15 protein-coding genes and 1 riboswitch are annotated in these 18,108 nt (G+C 38.7%); of the genes, 8 read left to right on the forward strand and 7 right to left on the reverse strand.

The window, feature by feature from the left end:
* Positions 1-127: 127 nt before the first annotated feature.
* The 3 genes from J7E52_RS00190 to dapA form a co-directional block, all read right to left on the reverse strand.
* On the reverse strand, positions 128-1,444 hold the full coding sequence (locus tag J7E52_RS00190) for an MFS transporter (protein ID WP_286197300.1): 1,317 nt from the start codon (positions 1,442-1,444) through the stop codon (positions 128-130).
* Between the two features lie 452 nt (positions 1,445-1,896).
* Positions 1,897-3,363, reverse strand: coding sequence for an alpha-ketoglutaric semialdehyde dehydrogenase GucD (gene gucD / locus J7E52_RS00195; protein ID WP_214743154.1), 1,467 nt, complete (start codon positions 3,361-3,363; stop codon positions 1,897-1,899).
* A gap of 91 nt (positions 3,364-3,454) precedes the next feature.
* On the reverse strand, positions 3,455-4,333 hold the full coding sequence (dapA, locus tag J7E52_RS00200; protein WP_214743155.1) for a 4-hydroxy-tetrahydrodipicolinate synthase: 879 nt from the start codon (positions 4,331-4,333) through the stop codon (positions 3,455-3,457).
* Between the two features lie 525 nt (positions 4,334-4,858).
* Between dapA and J7E52_RS00205 the strand changes: the two genes are divergently transcribed.
* Positions 4,859-5,404, forward strand: coding sequence for a helix-turn-helix domain-containing protein (locus J7E52_RS00205; RefSeq protein ID WP_214743156.1), 546 nt, complete (start codon positions 4,859-4,861; stop codon positions 5,402-5,404).
* Between the two features lie 262 nt (positions 5,405-5,666).
* Here the strand turns inward: J7E52_RS00205 and J7E52_RS00210 are convergent, their stop codons facing one another.
* The 4 genes from J7E52_RS00210 to J7E52_RS00225 form a co-directional block, all read right to left on the reverse strand.
* On the reverse strand, positions 5,667-6,872 hold the full coding sequence (locus J7E52_RS00210) for an NAD(P)/FAD-dependent oxidoreductase (RefSeq protein ID WP_214743157.1): 1,206 nt from the start codon (positions 6,870-6,872) through the stop codon (positions 5,667-5,669).
* Positions 6,869-7,201, reverse strand: coding sequence for a (2Fe-2S)-binding protein (locus tag J7E52_RS00215; protein WP_214743158.1), 333 nt, complete (start codon positions 7,199-7,201; stop codon positions 6,869-6,871). Before J7E52_RS00215 ends, J7E52_RS00210 begins: the two co-directional genes overlap by 4 nt.
* Positions 7,198-7,470 (reverse strand): (2Fe-2S)-binding protein, encoded by a 273-nt coding sequence (locus J7E52_RS00220; RefSeq protein ID WP_214743159.1) that lies wholly within the window; start codon positions 7,468-7,470, stop codon positions 7,198-7,200. Before J7E52_RS00220 ends, J7E52_RS00215 begins: the two co-directional genes overlap by 4 nt.
* Before the next feature lie 73 nt (positions 7,471-7,543).
* A complete protein-coding gene (locus J7E52_RS00225; protein WP_214743160.1) occupies positions 7,544-9,217 on the reverse strand; it encodes a sigma-54 interaction domain-containing protein in 1,674 nt (557 codons plus the stop codon).
* A 357-nt stretch (positions 9,218-9,574) separates the two neighbouring features.
* Here J7E52_RS00225 and J7E52_RS00230 point away from each other — a divergent pair, with 357 nt between their 5' ends.
* From J7E52_RS00230 to J7E52_RS00260, 7 genes are all read left to right on the forward strand, one after another.
* On the forward strand, positions 9,575-10,750 hold the full coding sequence (locus J7E52_RS00230; protein ID WP_214743161.1) for an NAD(P)/FAD-dependent oxidoreductase: 1,176 nt from the start codon (positions 9,575-9,577) through the stop codon (positions 10,748-10,750).
* A complete protein-coding gene (locus J7E52_RS00235; RefSeq protein WP_214743162.1) occupies positions 10,747-11,784 on the forward strand; it encodes a proline racemase family protein in 1,038 nt (345 codons plus the stop codon). Before J7E52_RS00230 ends, J7E52_RS00235 begins: the two co-directional genes overlap by 4 nt.
* Positions 11,781-12,734 (forward strand): proline racemase family protein, encoded by a 954-nt coding sequence (locus J7E52_RS00240; protein WP_214743163.1) that lies wholly within the window; start codon positions 11,781-11,783, stop codon positions 12,732-12,734. Before J7E52_RS00235 ends, J7E52_RS00240 begins: the two co-directional genes overlap by 4 nt.
* Positions 12,735-13,219: 485 nt before the next feature.
* Positions 13,220-14,695 (forward strand): alanine/glycine:cation symporter family protein, encoded by a 1,476-nt coding sequence (locus tag J7E52_RS00245; RefSeq protein ID WP_214743164.1) that lies wholly within the window; start codon positions 13,220-13,222, stop codon positions 14,693-14,695.
* 890 nt (positions 14,696-15,585) lie between these two features.
* Positions 15,586-16,038 carry a hypothetical protein gene (locus tag J7E52_RS00250; protein ID WP_214743165.1) on the forward strand — a complete coding sequence of 151 codons (453 nt, stop codon included), beginning with the start codon at positions 15,586-15,588 and terminating at the stop codon, positions 16,036-16,038.
* 221 nt (positions 16,039-16,259) lie between these two features.
* Positions 16,260-16,793, forward strand: coding sequence for a histidine phosphatase family protein (locus J7E52_RS00255; RefSeq protein ID WP_214743166.1), 534 nt, complete (start codon positions 16,260-16,262; stop codon positions 16,791-16,793).
* 170 nt (positions 16,794-16,963) lie between these two features.
* Positions 16,964-17,752, forward strand: a complete 789-nt coding sequence (locus tag J7E52_RS00260; RefSeq protein ID WP_214743167.1) for an HAD family hydrolase — start codon at positions 16,964-16,966, stop codon at positions 17,750-17,752.
* 115 nt (positions 17,753-17,867) lie between these two features.
* A riboswitch (TPP riboswitch) is annotated at positions 17,868-17,982 on the forward strand.
* Positions 17,983-18,108: the final 126 nt, after the last annotated feature.

Raw genomic sequence — 18,108 nt, forward strand, 5'->3', positions numbered from 1 at the left:
TAGGAATCATCGGCATTATTCATTCAGAACTATGTGTATTCTGCGTTGGTTAGTAGAGAGGGTACAGTCAAAGCGGTACCCCTAGTGTAAGTGATTACATGGAGAATGAACATACCTTCAATTATAATCATGTGAAGTCTGTTCTTACCTCAATAGGTTTTTTCACAATACCCCAAAAACAAAGAGCCGCACATCCGGCAATAATTCCACCCGAAATAAATGCTAATGTGTAAGAACCGGTAGTGTCCACAATCATACCTGCTACAATTGGGGAGAATGCACCGCCAAAGTAACCACCAAAACTCATAATTGCACTAGTAGATGCCACGACAGAAGTAGGTGAAACGTCCGCAGCAAGGGCCCAAGATCCACCTGTAATTGATGAAATAAAGCAGATTGCGAGAGTCATTAAGGCAACGGTGAAAATGATACTATGAACAAACGGAAGTATCACGACAACAACAGCTGTCAATATAGCACTTGTTGAAATTAAGATGCGTTTTGAATTCATTGGAGAGGCCATACCACGATCCACCATTTTCTTCGTTAAATATCCACCAAATATGTTGCCAAAAACACCACCTAAATATGGAATGCTTGCGTAGACACCTAGCTCAGTTAAAGATATATGATAGGTCTCAATTAAATAGAGTGGTAAGAAGACCAGGAATATATTCCAAATCCAAATTGTACAAAAGTAACCTAATATCAACCCCCACATCGTTCGATATGTAAAGAGGGCTCCCCATTTAATTTTCGCAGTTTTCTCTTTTTCATTTTCTTCTTCATGATCAGATGAAATGTAATTCAGTTCTTCCTCAGTAAGTTTGCGGCTCTTCTCAGGGCTACGGTAAAAGATGAGAAAAATAACCCCGAAGATTATACCAATTAAACCGGTCGCGAAAAATAACCCCCTCCATCCAAAGGTAACCATTAAGAAAATAAGAATCGGTGGAGAAATTGCTGGTCCCCATTTGGAGGCAGAATCCCAGAATCCCGTAGCCAAACCTCTTTCTTTTTTTGGAAACCATTCGGAAGTAATTTTCGCACCTGTCGGCCAAGTTGGGGCCTCCCCAATTCCAAGGAAGATCCTAGCAATAATAAACATGACTAACGTATTCGCCATTCCTGTTAAAGCTGTGGCAACACTCCATAAAATGATTGCAACAAAATATACTCTTTTTGCTCCATACTTATCAATAAGCCACCCTGCGGGAAGTTGCATGGACGCATAGACCCAGGAAAAAATCGCTCCTAACAGACCTATATCTGTCTTTGAGAAACCTAAATCTTTCATAATTTCTGGTGTCGCAATTGATAAATTAGTGCGATCAAGATAGTTAATTATCCCGCCTATTAAGAGCCAACAAACAATCGTCCAACGGAATTTTTTCGTCGTTTCTAACGGATATTGCATTTGATTAGTATTCGATGCAATTTTCAAAGTCTTACCCCTTTCCCTTTACAAGGGTTCACGATAACAAAACGGAAATTTTGTACGTTAGCAAATTTGAATAGGGAAAATGATCATTTTATGTGCACTAAGAACGAATAACGGTAACTTGTTAAATTGATATTACTTTGTTTTTTTGAGAATGAGTTCAGCTTCTTGAAATAGTGATTTGAATTGAAGTTTAAGAACGTTTAAGCCCCAAAAACTCTTGTTATTGATACGTTCCTTTTATTTCAACATTTATAGCCTTAAGTACAATTTTTCCGAAATGTTGTCTGTATAGCGCCATTTGGGATTCAAATTCAAATCAATATCTCCAGTGGTATTAAATAAGGTGACCACTGAAGGGATGATGCCGTGAAACTTCATTCACTTTACTTCCTTTCAATCATGAGATCATTTAGCAAATTCTTATAGGTATTACCGCTTGTTAATCATTTTAACTAACCTTTAATAAAGACTGTTTTTATAGCCGTGTAGAATTCCTTCGCAGCTTCCCCTTGTTCACGTGATCCAGTACTAGATGCTTTCATGCCTCCAAATGGTGCTTGAAGTTCAACTCCTGCACTTTCTGCATTGATCCGAACGAGACCTGCATCAATGTCATCAATGAATTCAAGCAAAGAGCTTATATTAGATGTGAAAATGGATGCACTCAATCCATACTTTGTATGATTAGCTATTTCAATGGCTTCTTCTAAGTCTGTGGCTCGAAGGAGGGCAATAACTGGACCAAAGATTTCTTCCTGGGCTATTTTCATATTTGATTTTACAGCTCCAAAAATAGCTGGAGAAACATAAAAACCTTTTTCAAATTCTCCACCTGTTAATGTCTCCCCGCCAGTTATGAGAGTAGCGCCTTCTTCTTTTCCAAGTTCAATATATTTTCTTACTGTATTAAATTGGCTTTCACTTGCACATGGACCCATCCAGATACCTTCTTTTAGACCATTTCCTACAGTAATTTTCTTCGTGTCTTGAACCAATTTTTCTACAAAAGCATCGTAAATTGGACTCTCTACAATTACCCGACTTGTGGCGGTACATTTTTGACCAGTTGAGCGGAAAGCACCACTTATCACGCCTTCTACCGCTACTTCTAAATCGGCATCTTTAGTGATAATTACTGGGTTTTTCCCACCCATCTCTAATTGAAATTTAATACCGCGTGCAGCAGCGGATTTTGCCACACCTTCACCAACAGTTTCTGAACCAGTAAACGTGATGGCATTTAATAGAGGGTGATCAATTAAAGATTGTCCGATTACTGATCCAGAACCTGTAATGAAATTCAATACTCCCTCAGGAAGTCCCGCTTTAGCAAAGCATTCCACCACTTTCGCCGCCGTTACCGCTGCTTCAGTTGCTGGTTTAAACACGACTGTATTACCATACACGAGAGCAGGTGCAATTTTCCAAATTGGAATAGCGACAGGGAAGTTCCAAGGCGTAATGACACCGACAACACCAATTGGTGTTCGTTTTGTAAACATAAGGGCATCCTTATCAGAAGAAGGAATGACGTCACCATCCTTTCTCACTCCTTCACCAGCATAGTAACGAAGGATTGCGATGCCACGCGCTGTTTCTCCTTTTGCCTCAGGAAGTGTTTTCCCCATTTCCTTTGTCATGGTTTCAGCAATCTCGTTCAAGTTCTCCTCAAGAATGTTGGCTATAATAAATAAAAATTGGCCTCTTTCTGCCTGCCCCATTTTTCTCCACGCTTTTTTTGCTTGATGCGCTGCTTTGACTGCCTTTTCTAAATCTTCTTTTGTTGATTTTTGAATATGACCTACTATCTCGTTTTTGTTAGCGGGATTAATGCTTGCTTCTACTTGTTCATTTAAGCCAGTTACCCATTCGCCATTTATATAATTTAAATATGTTTTTGCTTTTGTACTTACAGTCATGCTAACACCCTTTCTTGAAAAATAGTGAATGGGTACAAATTATTAAAGCCCAATGTACCCATTCAGATAGATTTTTTATGTTTTTAAAAAATTAAACACTTACTTGTTTAGAATAATTAAAAGCCTCTTCTAATTTTTGATAGTGTTCTTTACTCAATGGTAAGCGAGGCGGACGTGTAGGACCTACTGGTTTACCAGCTAATTCCATCATATATTTAATAGATTGAACTAGTTGAGGACTAGCATCATAACGGAAAAGAGGTAAAAGATGCTTATAAAGCTCAAGTGCTTCCTTTACTTTTCCTTCTCTTGCTAACTGGAATAATTCTACACCTTCTTTTGGTAAAGCATTTGGAACTCCAGAAATCCAACCAGTAGCTCCAACCAACGCTCCTTCAAGAGCAAGATCATCTACCCCAACCATTACTTCAAGATTGGTTTTTTCTAGAATTTCTTGCATACGACGTACATCACCTGAAAACTCTTTGACGCCAACTACATTTTCAAATTTCGAAATTTCAGCTAGTAAATCAGGAGTTAAATCAGTTGGATAATCTTTTGGATTATTATAAGCAATAATTGGTAGACCAATCTCAGATAGTGCTCTATAGTGTTCGATAATTTCATTTTCTAGAGGCTTATAGTTGATTGGAGGTAAAGCCATAATACCTGCTGCACCATGTTCTTTTGCATGTTGTACCCATTTAACAGATTGAGCAGTTGAAGGTGCACCTGAACCGACTACAACCGGAACTCGACCATTAGCCGCTTTGATTACAGTTTCTATTAATTTTGCTCTTTCTTCGCCTGTAAGAGTAGCATATTCTCCTAAAGAACCCCCTGGAACAAGCCCATCTACTCCTTGTTCAATTAACCAATTACATAATTCTGTCAATCTATCATAATCAACCTGATAATCCTCAGTAAAAGGGGTAACGAGCGCTACATAAACTCCATTAAATTTTGTCATAATAAACTCCTCCTAATTTAATCTTTTTTTTAAATATACTTTTTTTACTAAAGTTTTCACTAAAATTGAAGTGGAGCTTCATTTTTTAGTGTTGCCACATGGGTTTGTGAATATCGTGATCTTCTGGATAATCTTCAGTAAAAGGGGGGACTTGCATGAAATTCAAAGAGTTTTGCCATAATAACATCCTCCTAATTTAATCTTTTTTGAAAACACACTTTTTCTTCAGTGAAATTTTTTTGATAAAATTGAAGTATCACTTCATTTATTGATGATGTTATCACACTGATTACACTTTGTAAACAGAATTTTCTGAATTTAACTTTTTTAATTTAGAAGTAAAGGGGTCCTAGGTGGGGGATTATGCTGAGTTAATCAGTAATCCACTTGATTTCGAATAATATATTAAGTACGATTAATGAAATTAACGTAATACTTTAATTGCTAAGCAAAAGAGAGTTTTACTCACTATGACCCGTGTGGAACATAAATTTCTAGTATATATAGGTTAAAGGTGGATAAAGAATGGACGATTCAATAGGAGTTAAAATAAAAAAATTGCGCAAAGATCGAAAATTGACATTAAAACAAGTATCTGATAAAACCAATCTTTCTATTAGTTTTTTATCACAAGTAGAACGTTTAAAGTCATCTATTACACTTGAATCGTTAAAAAGGGTTTCTGAAGCCCTTGATGTCAATCCAAGCTACTTTTTTTCTGATCCAGAAAAAAAGACTAAATCTACCGTTATACGAAATGCTTTAAATGATTTAAACAATAGACCGAATAGTTTTATTTATAAAGATTTAACTAGTAATATAGAAAATCCACTTTTTACTCCTTTTTTAGTCATGCTGAAACCGGGTGATAATAAGGGAAGTTCTTATTCACATAAAGGACAAGAGTTTCTTTATGTTTTAGAAGGCACTCTTACTATTTTAATGGACGATGAAGAATATGATTTGTATCCATCTGATTGTATGTATTTAGACTCGACTACCCCTCATAATTGGATGAATAAAACAGGTTCCGATGTGAAGTTTCTATGCATTTCATCTATCACTATTTAATATTCAGAAGTCGGCTCTGATGTAAAAAACTTCAGAACATACCGTACTATTAAACTAGAGAGAATGTGTATCGGTATAAAAAGACCTGTAGACTTCAAATGGGAACATCATCAGTCCAACTAGAGTGACATAGAAGCGATTCTTATGATTAATATGAGCAGGCTCACCAAGGGGTGAGGTCTGCTCAAAATCACAGTGCATTCAGTGATGAACTGTTTGGCATCGCATCATAACCCGTAACAGGAAATTCATGTCACCCGTGTTAATGAATTATCCTTGTGCCTGGTAGAGATTTCCCCAAAGCTTGTTCATTTCCTGGATTGAATTGGATTGCAGATTGTTGGCGAGCGATGCGGACATTTTGTATTGCTTGTTGCAGTTCTTGATCAATTGTTTTCAATCCTTTTCCGGCATGTTTGGTGATTGAGAGGCCTGCAGTTGTTCCTTGGGCCATGGCAATTTTACCGCTTTCAATACCTGTTATATTACCGGCTACAAATAGCCCATCGAGAGGGGTTTCCATCGCCTCTGAATGGTGGGGCACATGGCCACCAAGTTCAGGAACGTATTGAAATGGACACCCGGCAACGGCAGCAAGCTCTGTCAGTGGATATAACCCACCTGCTATACAGACAAAATCTGCCTCGTGAATTGTTTCTGATCCAGCAACAACATTGCCATTAACATCTATATCGGCGATACGAACTCCTTCTACTTGATCTTTACCGATAATTTCGAGTGCAGCTTTACGAAGTTGGAGGGGAGTACCGTTTACTTTCATGCCGTTTTTTGGATAAAATTTCAACCCGATTTTTCTGATCCAGTCATTTTTCATGAACCCGCTCCCGATTCGTAATAGCGGTGATGGAGCGAGATGAGCCGCTTTTAAGAGCGATTTCATAACTTCCTCAGGTTCACCCGCTTTTTGGCTAAGGGCACTTTTTTCTGGGAGAACAACTCGATTAATCGTTATGCCAGCTAATTGTAATTCATTTAAAATCGCAAATGCTAAAATATTCGCTCCGATAATGATACCCTTTTTGCCAACTTGAATGCGATGAACGTTTGTCATTACTTGAGCCGCACCGATGGACATTACACCGGGAAGGGTCCAACCGGGTAGTGGGATAGGGTACTCGGCTGCTCCGGTGGCCACTAGTACAAATGGTGCTTCTAGCGTACCTAGGCTCGTATGCACATTCCATAGGTGATTTTCTTTCTCTAAGTTGTAAACAGATACACCACAACGGATATCGACCAATAACTTTTTCGCTTCTTGATGAAGGCGTTCGGATTCTTTAATGCCATTCCACCATTCTCCAGAAGCTTCTTGATGAAGTTGTCCGAGCAATCTGCCGCCTGGCTTTATAAATTCATCAATAACTGTCACTTTGAGTCCAGAGCCTGCACAGGCAATAGCTCCTGATAATCCTGCTGGTCCTCCTCCAATCACAATTACATCAATCATCGTTGTTCCACCATCCTTCTTATAATATTTGGATGCTGTTTTCCGCTTTCAACGACCATATCTTTTTCTACAACCGTTAAGCAGGCTCTGACGTTGACTTGATCATTTACAGTTACACGGCACTCCAGACAGTGGCCGATGTTGCAGTAAATACCCCTAGGTGTTCCATTATCTTCATGAACGCGCAGTTTTCTTATTCCATTTGCTAAAAGAGCAGCAGCAACTGTTTCATTTTCAAACGCTTCATATGTAACTCCATCAAATTGAAAAGAAATACGTTCACTATCATCTAAATTCCCTAAAATAGGATGATTTACTATTCTAGTCATTGATTTTCACCTACTGTTCCAAATGTCACCGGTCGAATAGGTGGCTGGTATTTTAACGGAATTTCACCAGGTGAAACATTAGGAATGATACTCTCGATAATCCTATCTATTGTCGGCCTGCACGTGCGGCCTCCACAAAAGCCCATTCCAGCTCTCGTTCTTAATTTTAATTCTCTTGCTGTGCATTTATGTTCATTTGCTGTTGACTGAAGATGTCCGAAAGTAACTTCCTCACAACGGCAAATAACGATGCTCTCTTTGTTAGCCATTTGTATTCCTCCCTCATTTTCTTATATGAAGGATATTATGCAAAAAACGTGCCAACTTAACGACGCAAGAGGATTAATTTAAGCCAAGTCGCTTCAATCGATTGTATAAAGTAGTTCTTGTAATACCGAGTTGTTTAGCGCATTCTAATTTATTTCCATCCAAAATCTGTAACGCTCTTTCAATTACTTTTTTCTCGTGTTGATCCATTTCCTCTTGTAGAGTTTTAATAACGAAGTCATTTTCTTTAAGTGCATTAGATGCAATCGTGGGGGTGTTATCAAAGCTGATATTATTTGTATGAAAGGGCAAATAATCTCTTATTATTACGCCATCTGTCGCAAATACGATAAGCCGTTCCACAACATTGCGAAGTTCGCGAATATTTCCAGGCCAATCATAACGAAGAAGTTCATGGATTACTTCTGGAGGAAATTCATGAACCGGACGCTGATAACTCAATGAAAAATCGTTTAAAAAATAATGGGTTAATTCGATAATATCCTCTTTCCTCTCTCTTAAAGGAGGGATGTGCAGACTGACTACATTCAAGCGATAATATAAATCTTCACGAAACTTCCCTTCTTCCATTAATTCTTGTAAATCACGATTTGTGGCAGCAATGATACGGAAGTCTATATCGATTTCTTTTTCTCCACCGACACGATAATATTTCCGCTCCTGTATTACGCGTAGAAGCTTTACTTGTATATCGAGCGGCATATCGCCTACTTCATCAAGAAATAATGTACCTCCTTTTGCCAGTTCTATTTTTCCTTTTTTTCCTTTAGGGTTAGCGCCGGAGAAGGCGCCTCGCTCATACCCGAATAATTCACTTTCAAATAAAGACTCTGGTATCGCGCCACAGTTAATTGAAATAAAAGGTGCGTGTGGTTCTTCACTCGCTTCATGAATAACTTTAGCAAATACCTCTTTTCCGACACCGCTTTCGCCCAGTATTAAAACCGTTGATTTAACAGAACACACTTTTCTAGCTAAATTCACTGTTTTTTGAAGGGCAACACTCTTTCCTTTAATGGAATTAAAGGGATCAGACGAGTCTTTATACTTTGCTACTTCTTGTTCTAAACGGTGTACTTCGTTGGACATATTAAATAATTTTTCATTAAGCACGACTTGATTCGTGACATCCGTTTCTGAAACGACTGCACCGATAATCTGCCCATTAATATAAACTGGGTTAGCGTTAATTAAAACAAACAAATCGGACCGAGGCTGATGGTACTGGCCTACAATACTTTTCCCTTCATGCAATGATTGCAAGATTATTAGGTTATTATAGTCAAAAAAATCGGTAATCGGTCGGCCAATTATATCTTGATTGTTGACTGAGAAAATTTTTTCTGCACCTTCTGTCCATGTACAAACGCGCTCCTTGTCATCAATGACTGTGACGGAGGCGTCCGTCGTTTGAATGACAGTTTCATAAAAGGCCTTTAATTGATAGTAAGAGTTATAAAGAAAATTGAGAATTTGTACGGCTGTTATATAGCCTATTGGATTTTTGTTTGTATCAAGAATAACAGCTGTGGAATGATGACTAAACGCCTGAATCAAGTTGATGAACGAATCATCCTCATAAACAACCTTGCATGGAAGCTCATGTGTTTTTGCTGTTGAACAATAATAAAATTCACCGTTTTTCTCTTCAATGTGGTCCTTATCGAACGGTGTATCCATTAGCAGACGTTTTATTATTTCTTTCACTGACGGTAATGAAAATAACATGATACCCTCCCGGACTGTAAAAAAATATTAACACTGTGAAAAAAATTATACACTTATTTTTAAAACATTCAAAAAATTTTTACAATTATTCCGCATATAAGGCAGTAGAACCATAACCTCTAGAAATCGAGGGGCCTAATCAGGAATAACTGTCCATAAGTGCCTGATTATAGGAACAAAGATTAATAGTGCCACGTCTCTAAAAGCTATCGCTTTTCTTTGTTGCTTTCTCCCCACGAGGTCTCTCTAACAATCAGTAGAGATGGAATAATTACCCATAGTAAAGCTTCACTCTAGTTGGCACACTAATTGCTTCGTTAGATAATGAAGCCATTTCGTCGAGGGGAGGAATGTTATGTGAAACACTGTGACGTTTTAGTGATTGGTGGGGGAATAATTGGTTGTTCAATTGCCTACTATGCTTCTAAATACGGAAGAGACGTAACGATAATTGAAAAAGGGGAATTTGTCAGTGGCACGTCGTCACGATGTGACGGCAATATTTTGGCTATTGATAAAGATCCAGGTTTTGATAGTCAGATGTCGTTGGTTAGTCAGAATTTAGTGGATGAATTAAGCAGGGAGTTGGAGCATTCTTTTGAATATCGGGCCCCGGGGAGCATCCTAGTTTGTGAGTCAGAAGAGGAGATGGAAGCGGCTCAGAAATGGGTTGACCGTCAAAAAGAAGCTGGCTTACCATTCCGAATGCTTGATCGGCAGGATATCCGGCAGGATTCTCCCTTTTTTGCAGATGATTTATTTGGCGGTTTGGAATGTGCCACTGATTCCACGGTTAATCCTTATCTTCTAGCTTTTTCACTTCTTGAGGAAGCAAAAAAACTAGGTGCTAAAACCTTGAAACATACCGAAGTAAAACAAATGAAAAAAGAAGAAAGTGGTTCATTTACTGTAGAAACGACAAACGGAGTTTTTACCGCGGATCATGTCGTTAATGCGGCAGGGGTATGGGCGCCTCGAATAGGAGGGATGCTTGATCTTTCAATTCCGATTGAACCGAGAAAAGGCCATATTATCGTTGCTTCAAGGCAACAACATGTTGGATCTCGAAAAGTAATGGAGTTTGGTTACTTAATTTCAAAGTTTGGTGGAAAGCGTCGCGTCGATCCACTAACTGAAAAATACGGAGTAGCCCTTGTCTTTGAACCAACTGAAAGCCAAAATTTTTTAATCGGAAGCAGCAGGGAATTCGTTGGCTTTAATACGAAAATAAACAATGAAGTCATCAAATGTATCGCTAACCGAGCAATACGCTTTTATCCAAAAATGGCGGATATGATGGTGATTCGCTCGTACGCAGGGTTACGACCGTGGACGGAAGACCATTTGCCAATCGTTTCCCGGGTGGAGCAAGTTCCAAATTATTATATTGCGGCCGGTCATGAAGGTGACGGAATCAGCCTGGCGGCAGTGACAGGGAAAATAGTGGAAGAACTAATTAATGAAAAAGAAACGTCTATTCCCGTTGAACCGATTAGCTTTAACCGTTTTAAAGAGAGGGTGTTGAGCAGATGAAGGCACAAAGAGTCTTTACAACAATTGATACACATACAGGAGGGAATCCAACGAGGACGCTAATTAACGGTCTCCCGAAACTCGTTGGAAAAACCATGTCAGAAAAGATGCTCCATATGAAAAAGGAGTATGACTGGATTCGCAAGCATTTAATGAACGAACCACGTGGCCATGATGTCATGTCTGGCGCTTTGTTAACGGATCCGTGCCATCCGGAAGCGGATATTGGCGTGATTTACATAGAGACGGGTGGATATTTGCCAATGTGTGGACATGACACAATTGGTGTGTGTACTGCTCTAGTTGAATCGGGATTGATACCAGTTAAGGAACCGGTCACTTCGTTAAAATTGGATACGCCTGCTGGACTCGTTGAAGTGGATATTTCCGTAGAAAATGGAAAGGCGAAAGAAGTATCTTTTTGTAATATCCCAGCGTTTCTATTAAAAAGCGTTTCCGTTGATATTGAGGGACTAGGATGTATAGATGCTGATATTGCGTATGGTGGCAATTTTTACGCAATCATCGACGCTAAATCGATTGGATTGGATTTAATTCCAGAGAATGCTTCCAACATTATTGAAAAAGCGATTAACATTAGAAATACCATTAATGAAAAAACTGAAATTGTTCACCCGCAATATACATTTATCCGAGGGTTAACACATGTTGAGTTCTTTACCGAACCGACCCATGAGGAAGCAGATGTGAAAAATACAGTTGTTGTTCCTCCAGGAGGAATCGACCGCTCTCCATGTGGAACTGGCACTTCTGCTAAATTGGCAGTTCTATATGCTAAGCAAGAAATTTCAATTGGGGAAGAATTTGTTCATGAAAGCATTGTCGGATCCCTATTTAGAGGGAGCGTACTGGAAATAACGGATGTAGAAGGCATCGAGGCTGTAGTGACCAAAATTTCGGGGTCAGCTTGGCTGATGGGAATGCATCGGTTCTTCTACCACGAAGAAGATCCGCTCAAGGAAGGGTTTCTACTCATTCCCCCGATGGAACATGAAATGGAGGACGTGAAATGAAGATTCAAAAGGTATATTCAACCACAGATGTACATGTAGCCGGTGAGGCGTTCCGGGTTATCAAAGATGTGCCATTCATTCATTATCAGAATTTGGAACAATTAAATGAACAGTTTCCGCAGGTTTTTGCAGAAGAAATCAACCTTTTATTGAATGAACCGCGCGGATTTGCAGGCTTAAATGGCTGTCTTGTTGTTCCGCCGTTTATTCGAGAAGCAGATGCCTCAGTGTTATTTTTCAATCATGAAGGAACGGTTCCCCTTCATTACGGTGGCATCGTTGCTGTGATTACAACTTTACTGGAATGTGGCCATATGAAACCAAGGGCGTCAGGTGAATACAAAATCGAAACGGTCAGTGGTGTGATTTTGGTTACCACTATTATGGAGAAGGATGAAGTGGTTTCAGTGGTGATTGAAAGTGAACCGTGTCAAGTAGTCCAGACAAACATCCCATTGTCTTATTCGCATTTAAATACAAAGTTTTCTCTCGTGAAAGCTGATCAGTTATATGCAGTGTTTGATAAACGTGATATGTCTGCAGAGATTCTTGTCGAGGAACTTTCTGAATTGAAGAGATGGGGGCAAACAGTGTTTCAGGCTCTCGAGTCAAAATTCCCTGTAAAAGGTGCCATCTTAATGGATGATTCTCATCTAGAAGAGGGACGAATTAAAACGATCACTTTCCGTGAGGACAAGTATATTGTTCGTTCTCCTGGCTTCGGATCGACGATGGCATGTTATACAAGCTTACATTCTAAAGGTGGATTGTCTATGGAAGAACCATTCGTAAATGAAAGTATTTTTGAAAGCTCTTTGACAGTACTAGTAGCCAAACAAACAGAGAGTGGATACAAGTTCACTTTGACAAGCCGCGGCTTCATTACAGGTATGCAGTTATTTGTATTGGACCCAACTGATCCCCTGCCTGCTGGATTTTTATTGAAATAATTGAAAAGAGCAAATAATACTCCATTTAAACTCGCTGCAGAAAACATTATAGCGCACAAACTGGTGAATCGCTTAAAGCAGACACAATCTGGATTAATAATTGCAACATAGAAGACTGCAGTCATTCAATGGTTATATACCATTGAAATGGGCTCTTATAAATTTAAAATAAGAGTATTCATAGTTGCCTAGTTGTTGTTTTAAGGAGGCTGTTTAATATAGCTATCAAACAGAGCTTATTGATTATGGGAGTGCCCACCTTTTTAATTGGTGTAGAGAACCACTCTTATAATTAAATATTACAAGAGTGTATAATCTATTATTTTAATACAGAGAGACTTTTGGACCGAAAATAAACTACCATCCCAGAACTACAATATTTACAAGAATTGAACTCTTTCAAATAGCATTGTCTAGTTGCATTTGAAGAATAGAGAGTTTCAGAATTTTCATTAAATATACAAGTATAATATTGGGGGGATTGGATGGAGAAAATAGTAGAATGGTTAGTTGGACAAGTGTGGAGTCTCGGATTGGTCGTCTTTGCACTAGGAGCAGGGTTATTTTTCTCGATTGCCACTCGATTTTTACAAATACGATATTTTAAAGAAATGATTAAATTGCTGTTCGAAGGCAAGAGCTCAGATACAGGAGTATCATCTTTTCAGGCTTTTTGTATGGCTCTGGCAGGACGTGTAGGAATTGGGAATATAGCAGGTGTGGCTACGGCCATTGCCTTTGGAGGTCCAGGGGCGATTTTCTGGATGTGGGTAATGGCAATATTAGGAGGGGCTAGTGCCTTTATAGAATCCACTCTTGCCCAAGTATATAAAAGTAAAGTAGGAAATGAATACCGAGGAGGTACACCCTATTTTATTGAAAAGGGATTAAAGATAAAGTGGTTTGCTGTGTTGGTCGCTATCGTTGTCACAATTTCCTATGGATTTTTATTGCCAGGCATACAATCAAGTACTATTGCGGTTGGATTTGAAAATACATCTGGTATAAATAAGAGTATCACCGGAGTTTTATTAGTTGTCTTGCTTGCAACGATTATTTTTGGTGGTGTTAAGCGGATTGCTAATGTCGCAGATAAAATAGTTCCTTTTATGGCAATGGGATATGTGGTAGTTACATTCATCATTTTATTTGCGAATATTACGAAGGTTCCTGATATGTTTTCTCTTATCTTCTCGAGCGCATTTGGCACGAATCAGGCTTTTGGGGGCATCATCGGTGCAGCTATTGCGTGGGGAGTCAAGAGGGCGGTCTTCTCTAACGTTGCTGGTGTTGGTGAAGGAACATACAGTTCTGCAGCTGCTGAAGTTTCACATCCTGCCAAGCAAGGATTAGTTCAAGCCTTTTCTGTCTATATCGATACGATTGTTGTATGTACTGCGACGGCTCTAATGATTCTTGTAACGGGCATGTATAGCGTTACACCAGAAGGAAAAGAACCAATTGTTGAAACAATGGGTAATATTGAAGCTGGACCAATCTATACTCAGGAAGCTGTAGAAACTGTTCTACCAGGATTTGGTTCTGCATTTGTTTCCATAGCCATCTTTTTCTTCGCTTTCACCACCTTGATGGCCTATTATTATATTGCCGAAACGACCCTTGTTTATCTTGATAAAAAACTAAAGTTTCAGTGGTTGAAAACAGTCCTGAAAATTGCATTTTTAGTAATGGTGTACATTGGAAGCGTCGAATCAGCATCTTTATTATGGGCCCTAGGGGATTTGGGTATAGGAAGTATGGCTTGGCTTAATCTTATCGCTATTTTACTTCTGACAAAACCGACCTTAAAAGTATTAAAGGATTATGAAATTCAGAAAAAAGCAGGTAAAGACCCGATTTTTGATCCAAGAAAAGTAGGGATAAGTGGAGCTGATTTCTGGGAAGGGAAATGTAAAGAGATGGAAAGTGAGGCTTCTAAAGACAAAGAGTCTATCGGTTAAGGGAGGAGGGGACAAATAAAACACTCCCTTACCATAGAATATGTCTTTGTGTGAGATTACGTCAAAATGTGTGTGTACCTTTAGTGAAATGAGGAACAAAAAAACGCTTTTATCGAGGATACTGAAAAACGAATATTATGTAAATAAAGAAGGGAAAGGAAACCACCTTTTTCTTAACATAATTCTACAGTTAATAAATTTCTAACATTAATTATAGTTCTTCAACAATCAGGCGCTTTTGTGGAATAAATAAAAAAGGATCATACATATTAGCAGGACTAATACGTATGATCCTTTTTTACTTTTCACGCAAAAAATATGTATTAAAAAAGTGCAAAATAAATCCAAAAGTTACACTAAAAATTTAAATGCTGAAGCGGATTATTATTATATCATTAAAACAAGAGACTCTTCTCTCCTCTTAGTTAGGCCATTTGGGGACCTTTTTAAATCCAATGCCGTTTCAAGAATATCCAACCTGTTGCAGTAATTGCTTTTTGAACTAACAGGTGCTGCACTTCATTACCAGGAGTTGGTCAGCAGCTTCTTTACTTATGGAACTGAAGGGGCAGGATAGTTTAATAAGCAAGGTGGAATTTAAATAGTATTTAGGGGAATTTGGACTGGATAAGGAACTTGAAGAAATAATTGTAAAAGCATTTTTTTCTAAGAGAATTCAAAAAGGAGTTTTGTTTGAAGCGTAGTTTAGTAAAAGATATCAGTACATAAGTAAGCGGAGATGAAACATTGAAAAATCAATTATTATGAATCGAAAAAGTAAAGTGATCTTCAAAAAAGAGACGATGCTTAGTGTTCTTGAATAAGGGTTTTTGGTAATGAAATGGAGTATTTATATTATATAATGATAGTGACAAAAGGAGGATGTACAGATGGTATATAATTCGGCAACAGAACTTTGTGAAGGGTTTGGGTTTCCGCCCGTTCACGTTAAATTGACGATAGAGATCGTCGATAAGAGATTGGGACCTGTAAAGGCGGAAGCAGAGATTGCCATCAAGCCTGTTAAGTCAAAGGAATATCTAGAAGTATTGGTGGAAGAATTGGAATCGGAGCATATCTTTGCTGATGAAAATGGCAGTATCTATGGCAGCTTCGGCATCGATCAAAGCATCCAGATATATGATGAAGTCCTGACTACCATTCCGGTCGATGAGTTGATCGGAAAGGAAAATTGGAAAGAAACAATTGAGGAATCCATCACTGTGGATAAGCTAAAGGAACAACTGGGGAAATCCCTAAATGATTATCAATTCAGTGATTTGAGCGGAAAATATAAATTCAGGAAAAGATGTACGATAACAGAACTTCAATTCATAGAATGAACGATAAATGGAGAATGCGAGATGCGTTCTCTTTTTTCGATGCTATCATAATTAAACTCCTGGATCTTTAAAATTTTTTAAACATACACAATGTCAAGGGAGAGTCCAGTAAGGTTTTTTAATGGTTTCAACATACTTTTTTTTATAGTTTTACATAGGGTAATATATTGATAAGGGCATTTACAAGAAACGATTATTTTAAAAGATAAAAAGGAGAATATATGAAAATTGGTTTGGTACGGCATTTTAAGGTGGCACATGAATTTCCTACTGGGAGATCTGTGACGGCGGATGATATGAAGCAATGGTTTGAGGACTATGATGCAGCGGATATTATTTATGGAACGACTTTATTTGGCGCGGAGGATTGGCAGGAATGTTATTGCAGTGATATGTCGAGAGCGGTCAAGACAGCGGAACATATCTACCCAGGTACGGTTCATCGGATGGAGGATCTGCGGGAAATACCTTCCCCCCCTCTTAAAGGAAGGGTAAAGCTGCCTTTCATCCTTTGGGCCATCTGGATTCGCTGCTGCTCGGTGTTAAACAGGCAGACAAGGTCGGAAATTAAGATTGCAGAGCGAAGAATCAATAAAGTATTGGATGAAGTCTTTGCAAAGGGGGAAAGGGATGTTCTGATCGTAAGTCATGCCGCCCTCATGGTATATATGAGGAAAGAGCTGATCCGACGAGGGTTCACCGGTCCAAAATTCAAGATTGCCAGTAATGGAAAGCTGTATGTATTTGAAAGATGATAAGTGGGAAAATATCTGGTTGCCTACCAGAAAAGGTAAGTCATTTTTGCTGATTTTAAGAAAGAGGAAGGGATTTTCCGAATAGTTATTCTTTTTTTATTGGTTGTGGTTTATTATTGTAATAGTGTAATTTTTTCGAATTCAATAATAGGGAAAGAGGGGTGGACATTTTGCTGAAGGCAGTTTTTTTTGATTTAGATGATACATTACTATGGGATCAGAAAAGTGTAAAAGAGGCTTTTGTGGCCACATGTGAAGTGGCCAAGGAGAAATATGATCTGAATGTCGAAGAGTTTGAAGAAGCGGTGCGAAAGGAAGCGCGTGAGCTTTATTCTTCTTACGATACATATGCATTCACACAAATGATCGGAATCAACCCATTTGAGGGACTATGGGGGAATTTTCAGGATGATCATGATGAATTCCGGAAGATGGCCGGGATTGCACCGGCATATCGGAAAGAAGCGTGGACGAGAGGTTTGAAGGCATTAGGGATCGATGACCCGGAATTTGGGCTTGAACTGGCAGAACGTTTCCCTGCCGAGAGACGCAAAAAGCCATTTATCTATGAAGAAACATTTCGTGTTCTGGATGAATTAAAAGGGAAGTATAAATTGCTATTGCTTACGAACGGATCTCCTGAGCTGCAAAATACCAAACTTGAAATTACGCCTGAACTAGTTCCTTATTTCGACCAAATCGTGATTTCAGGCGCATTTGGAAGAGGTAAACCGGATGCCTCCATTTTTGAGCATGCTTTGGAAATCATGGAGCTTGATAAGGATGAAGTATTGATGGTCGGGGATAACTTAATGACCGATATCCTTGGAGCATCAAGAGTAGGCATAAAGTCGGTTTGGATAAATCGCCATGATAAGGAACGGAATGAAGTGATTCCAACCTATGAAATCAAGCATTTAGAGGAGCTTTACCCAATCCTTGAGAGCCTGGGGAATTAATTGACGGTCCTCTCCAAATAACAAATTTTGGAGAGTTGTAATGAAAATATTAGGTCTTTCAAATTATTTACAGAATGAAAAGGGTGAGATATAGTTACCCTGTAATCAATTAAATTATTTAGACTAGGGGTGTCCAATAAAAGTTGGGCTGAGAGAGAAGCGCTTAAGCTTCTTAACCCTCAGGACCTGATCTGGTTCATACCAGCGTGGGGAAGTTAGAATCTACTAAACAATGACTTTTCAATTGGTCATTTCTGTAGCCATACTAACGTTAGCCAGGTCTTAAATATGAGATCTGGCTTTTTCGTGCGAAATGGATTGGATTTTGTCCTTTTTAAATGAACTTAAAAAGGAGA

Source organism: Bacillus sp. ISL-34, from assembly GCF_018613325.1.
Lineage (GTDB): Bacteria > Bacillota > Bacilli > Bacillales > DSM-1321 > Peribacillus.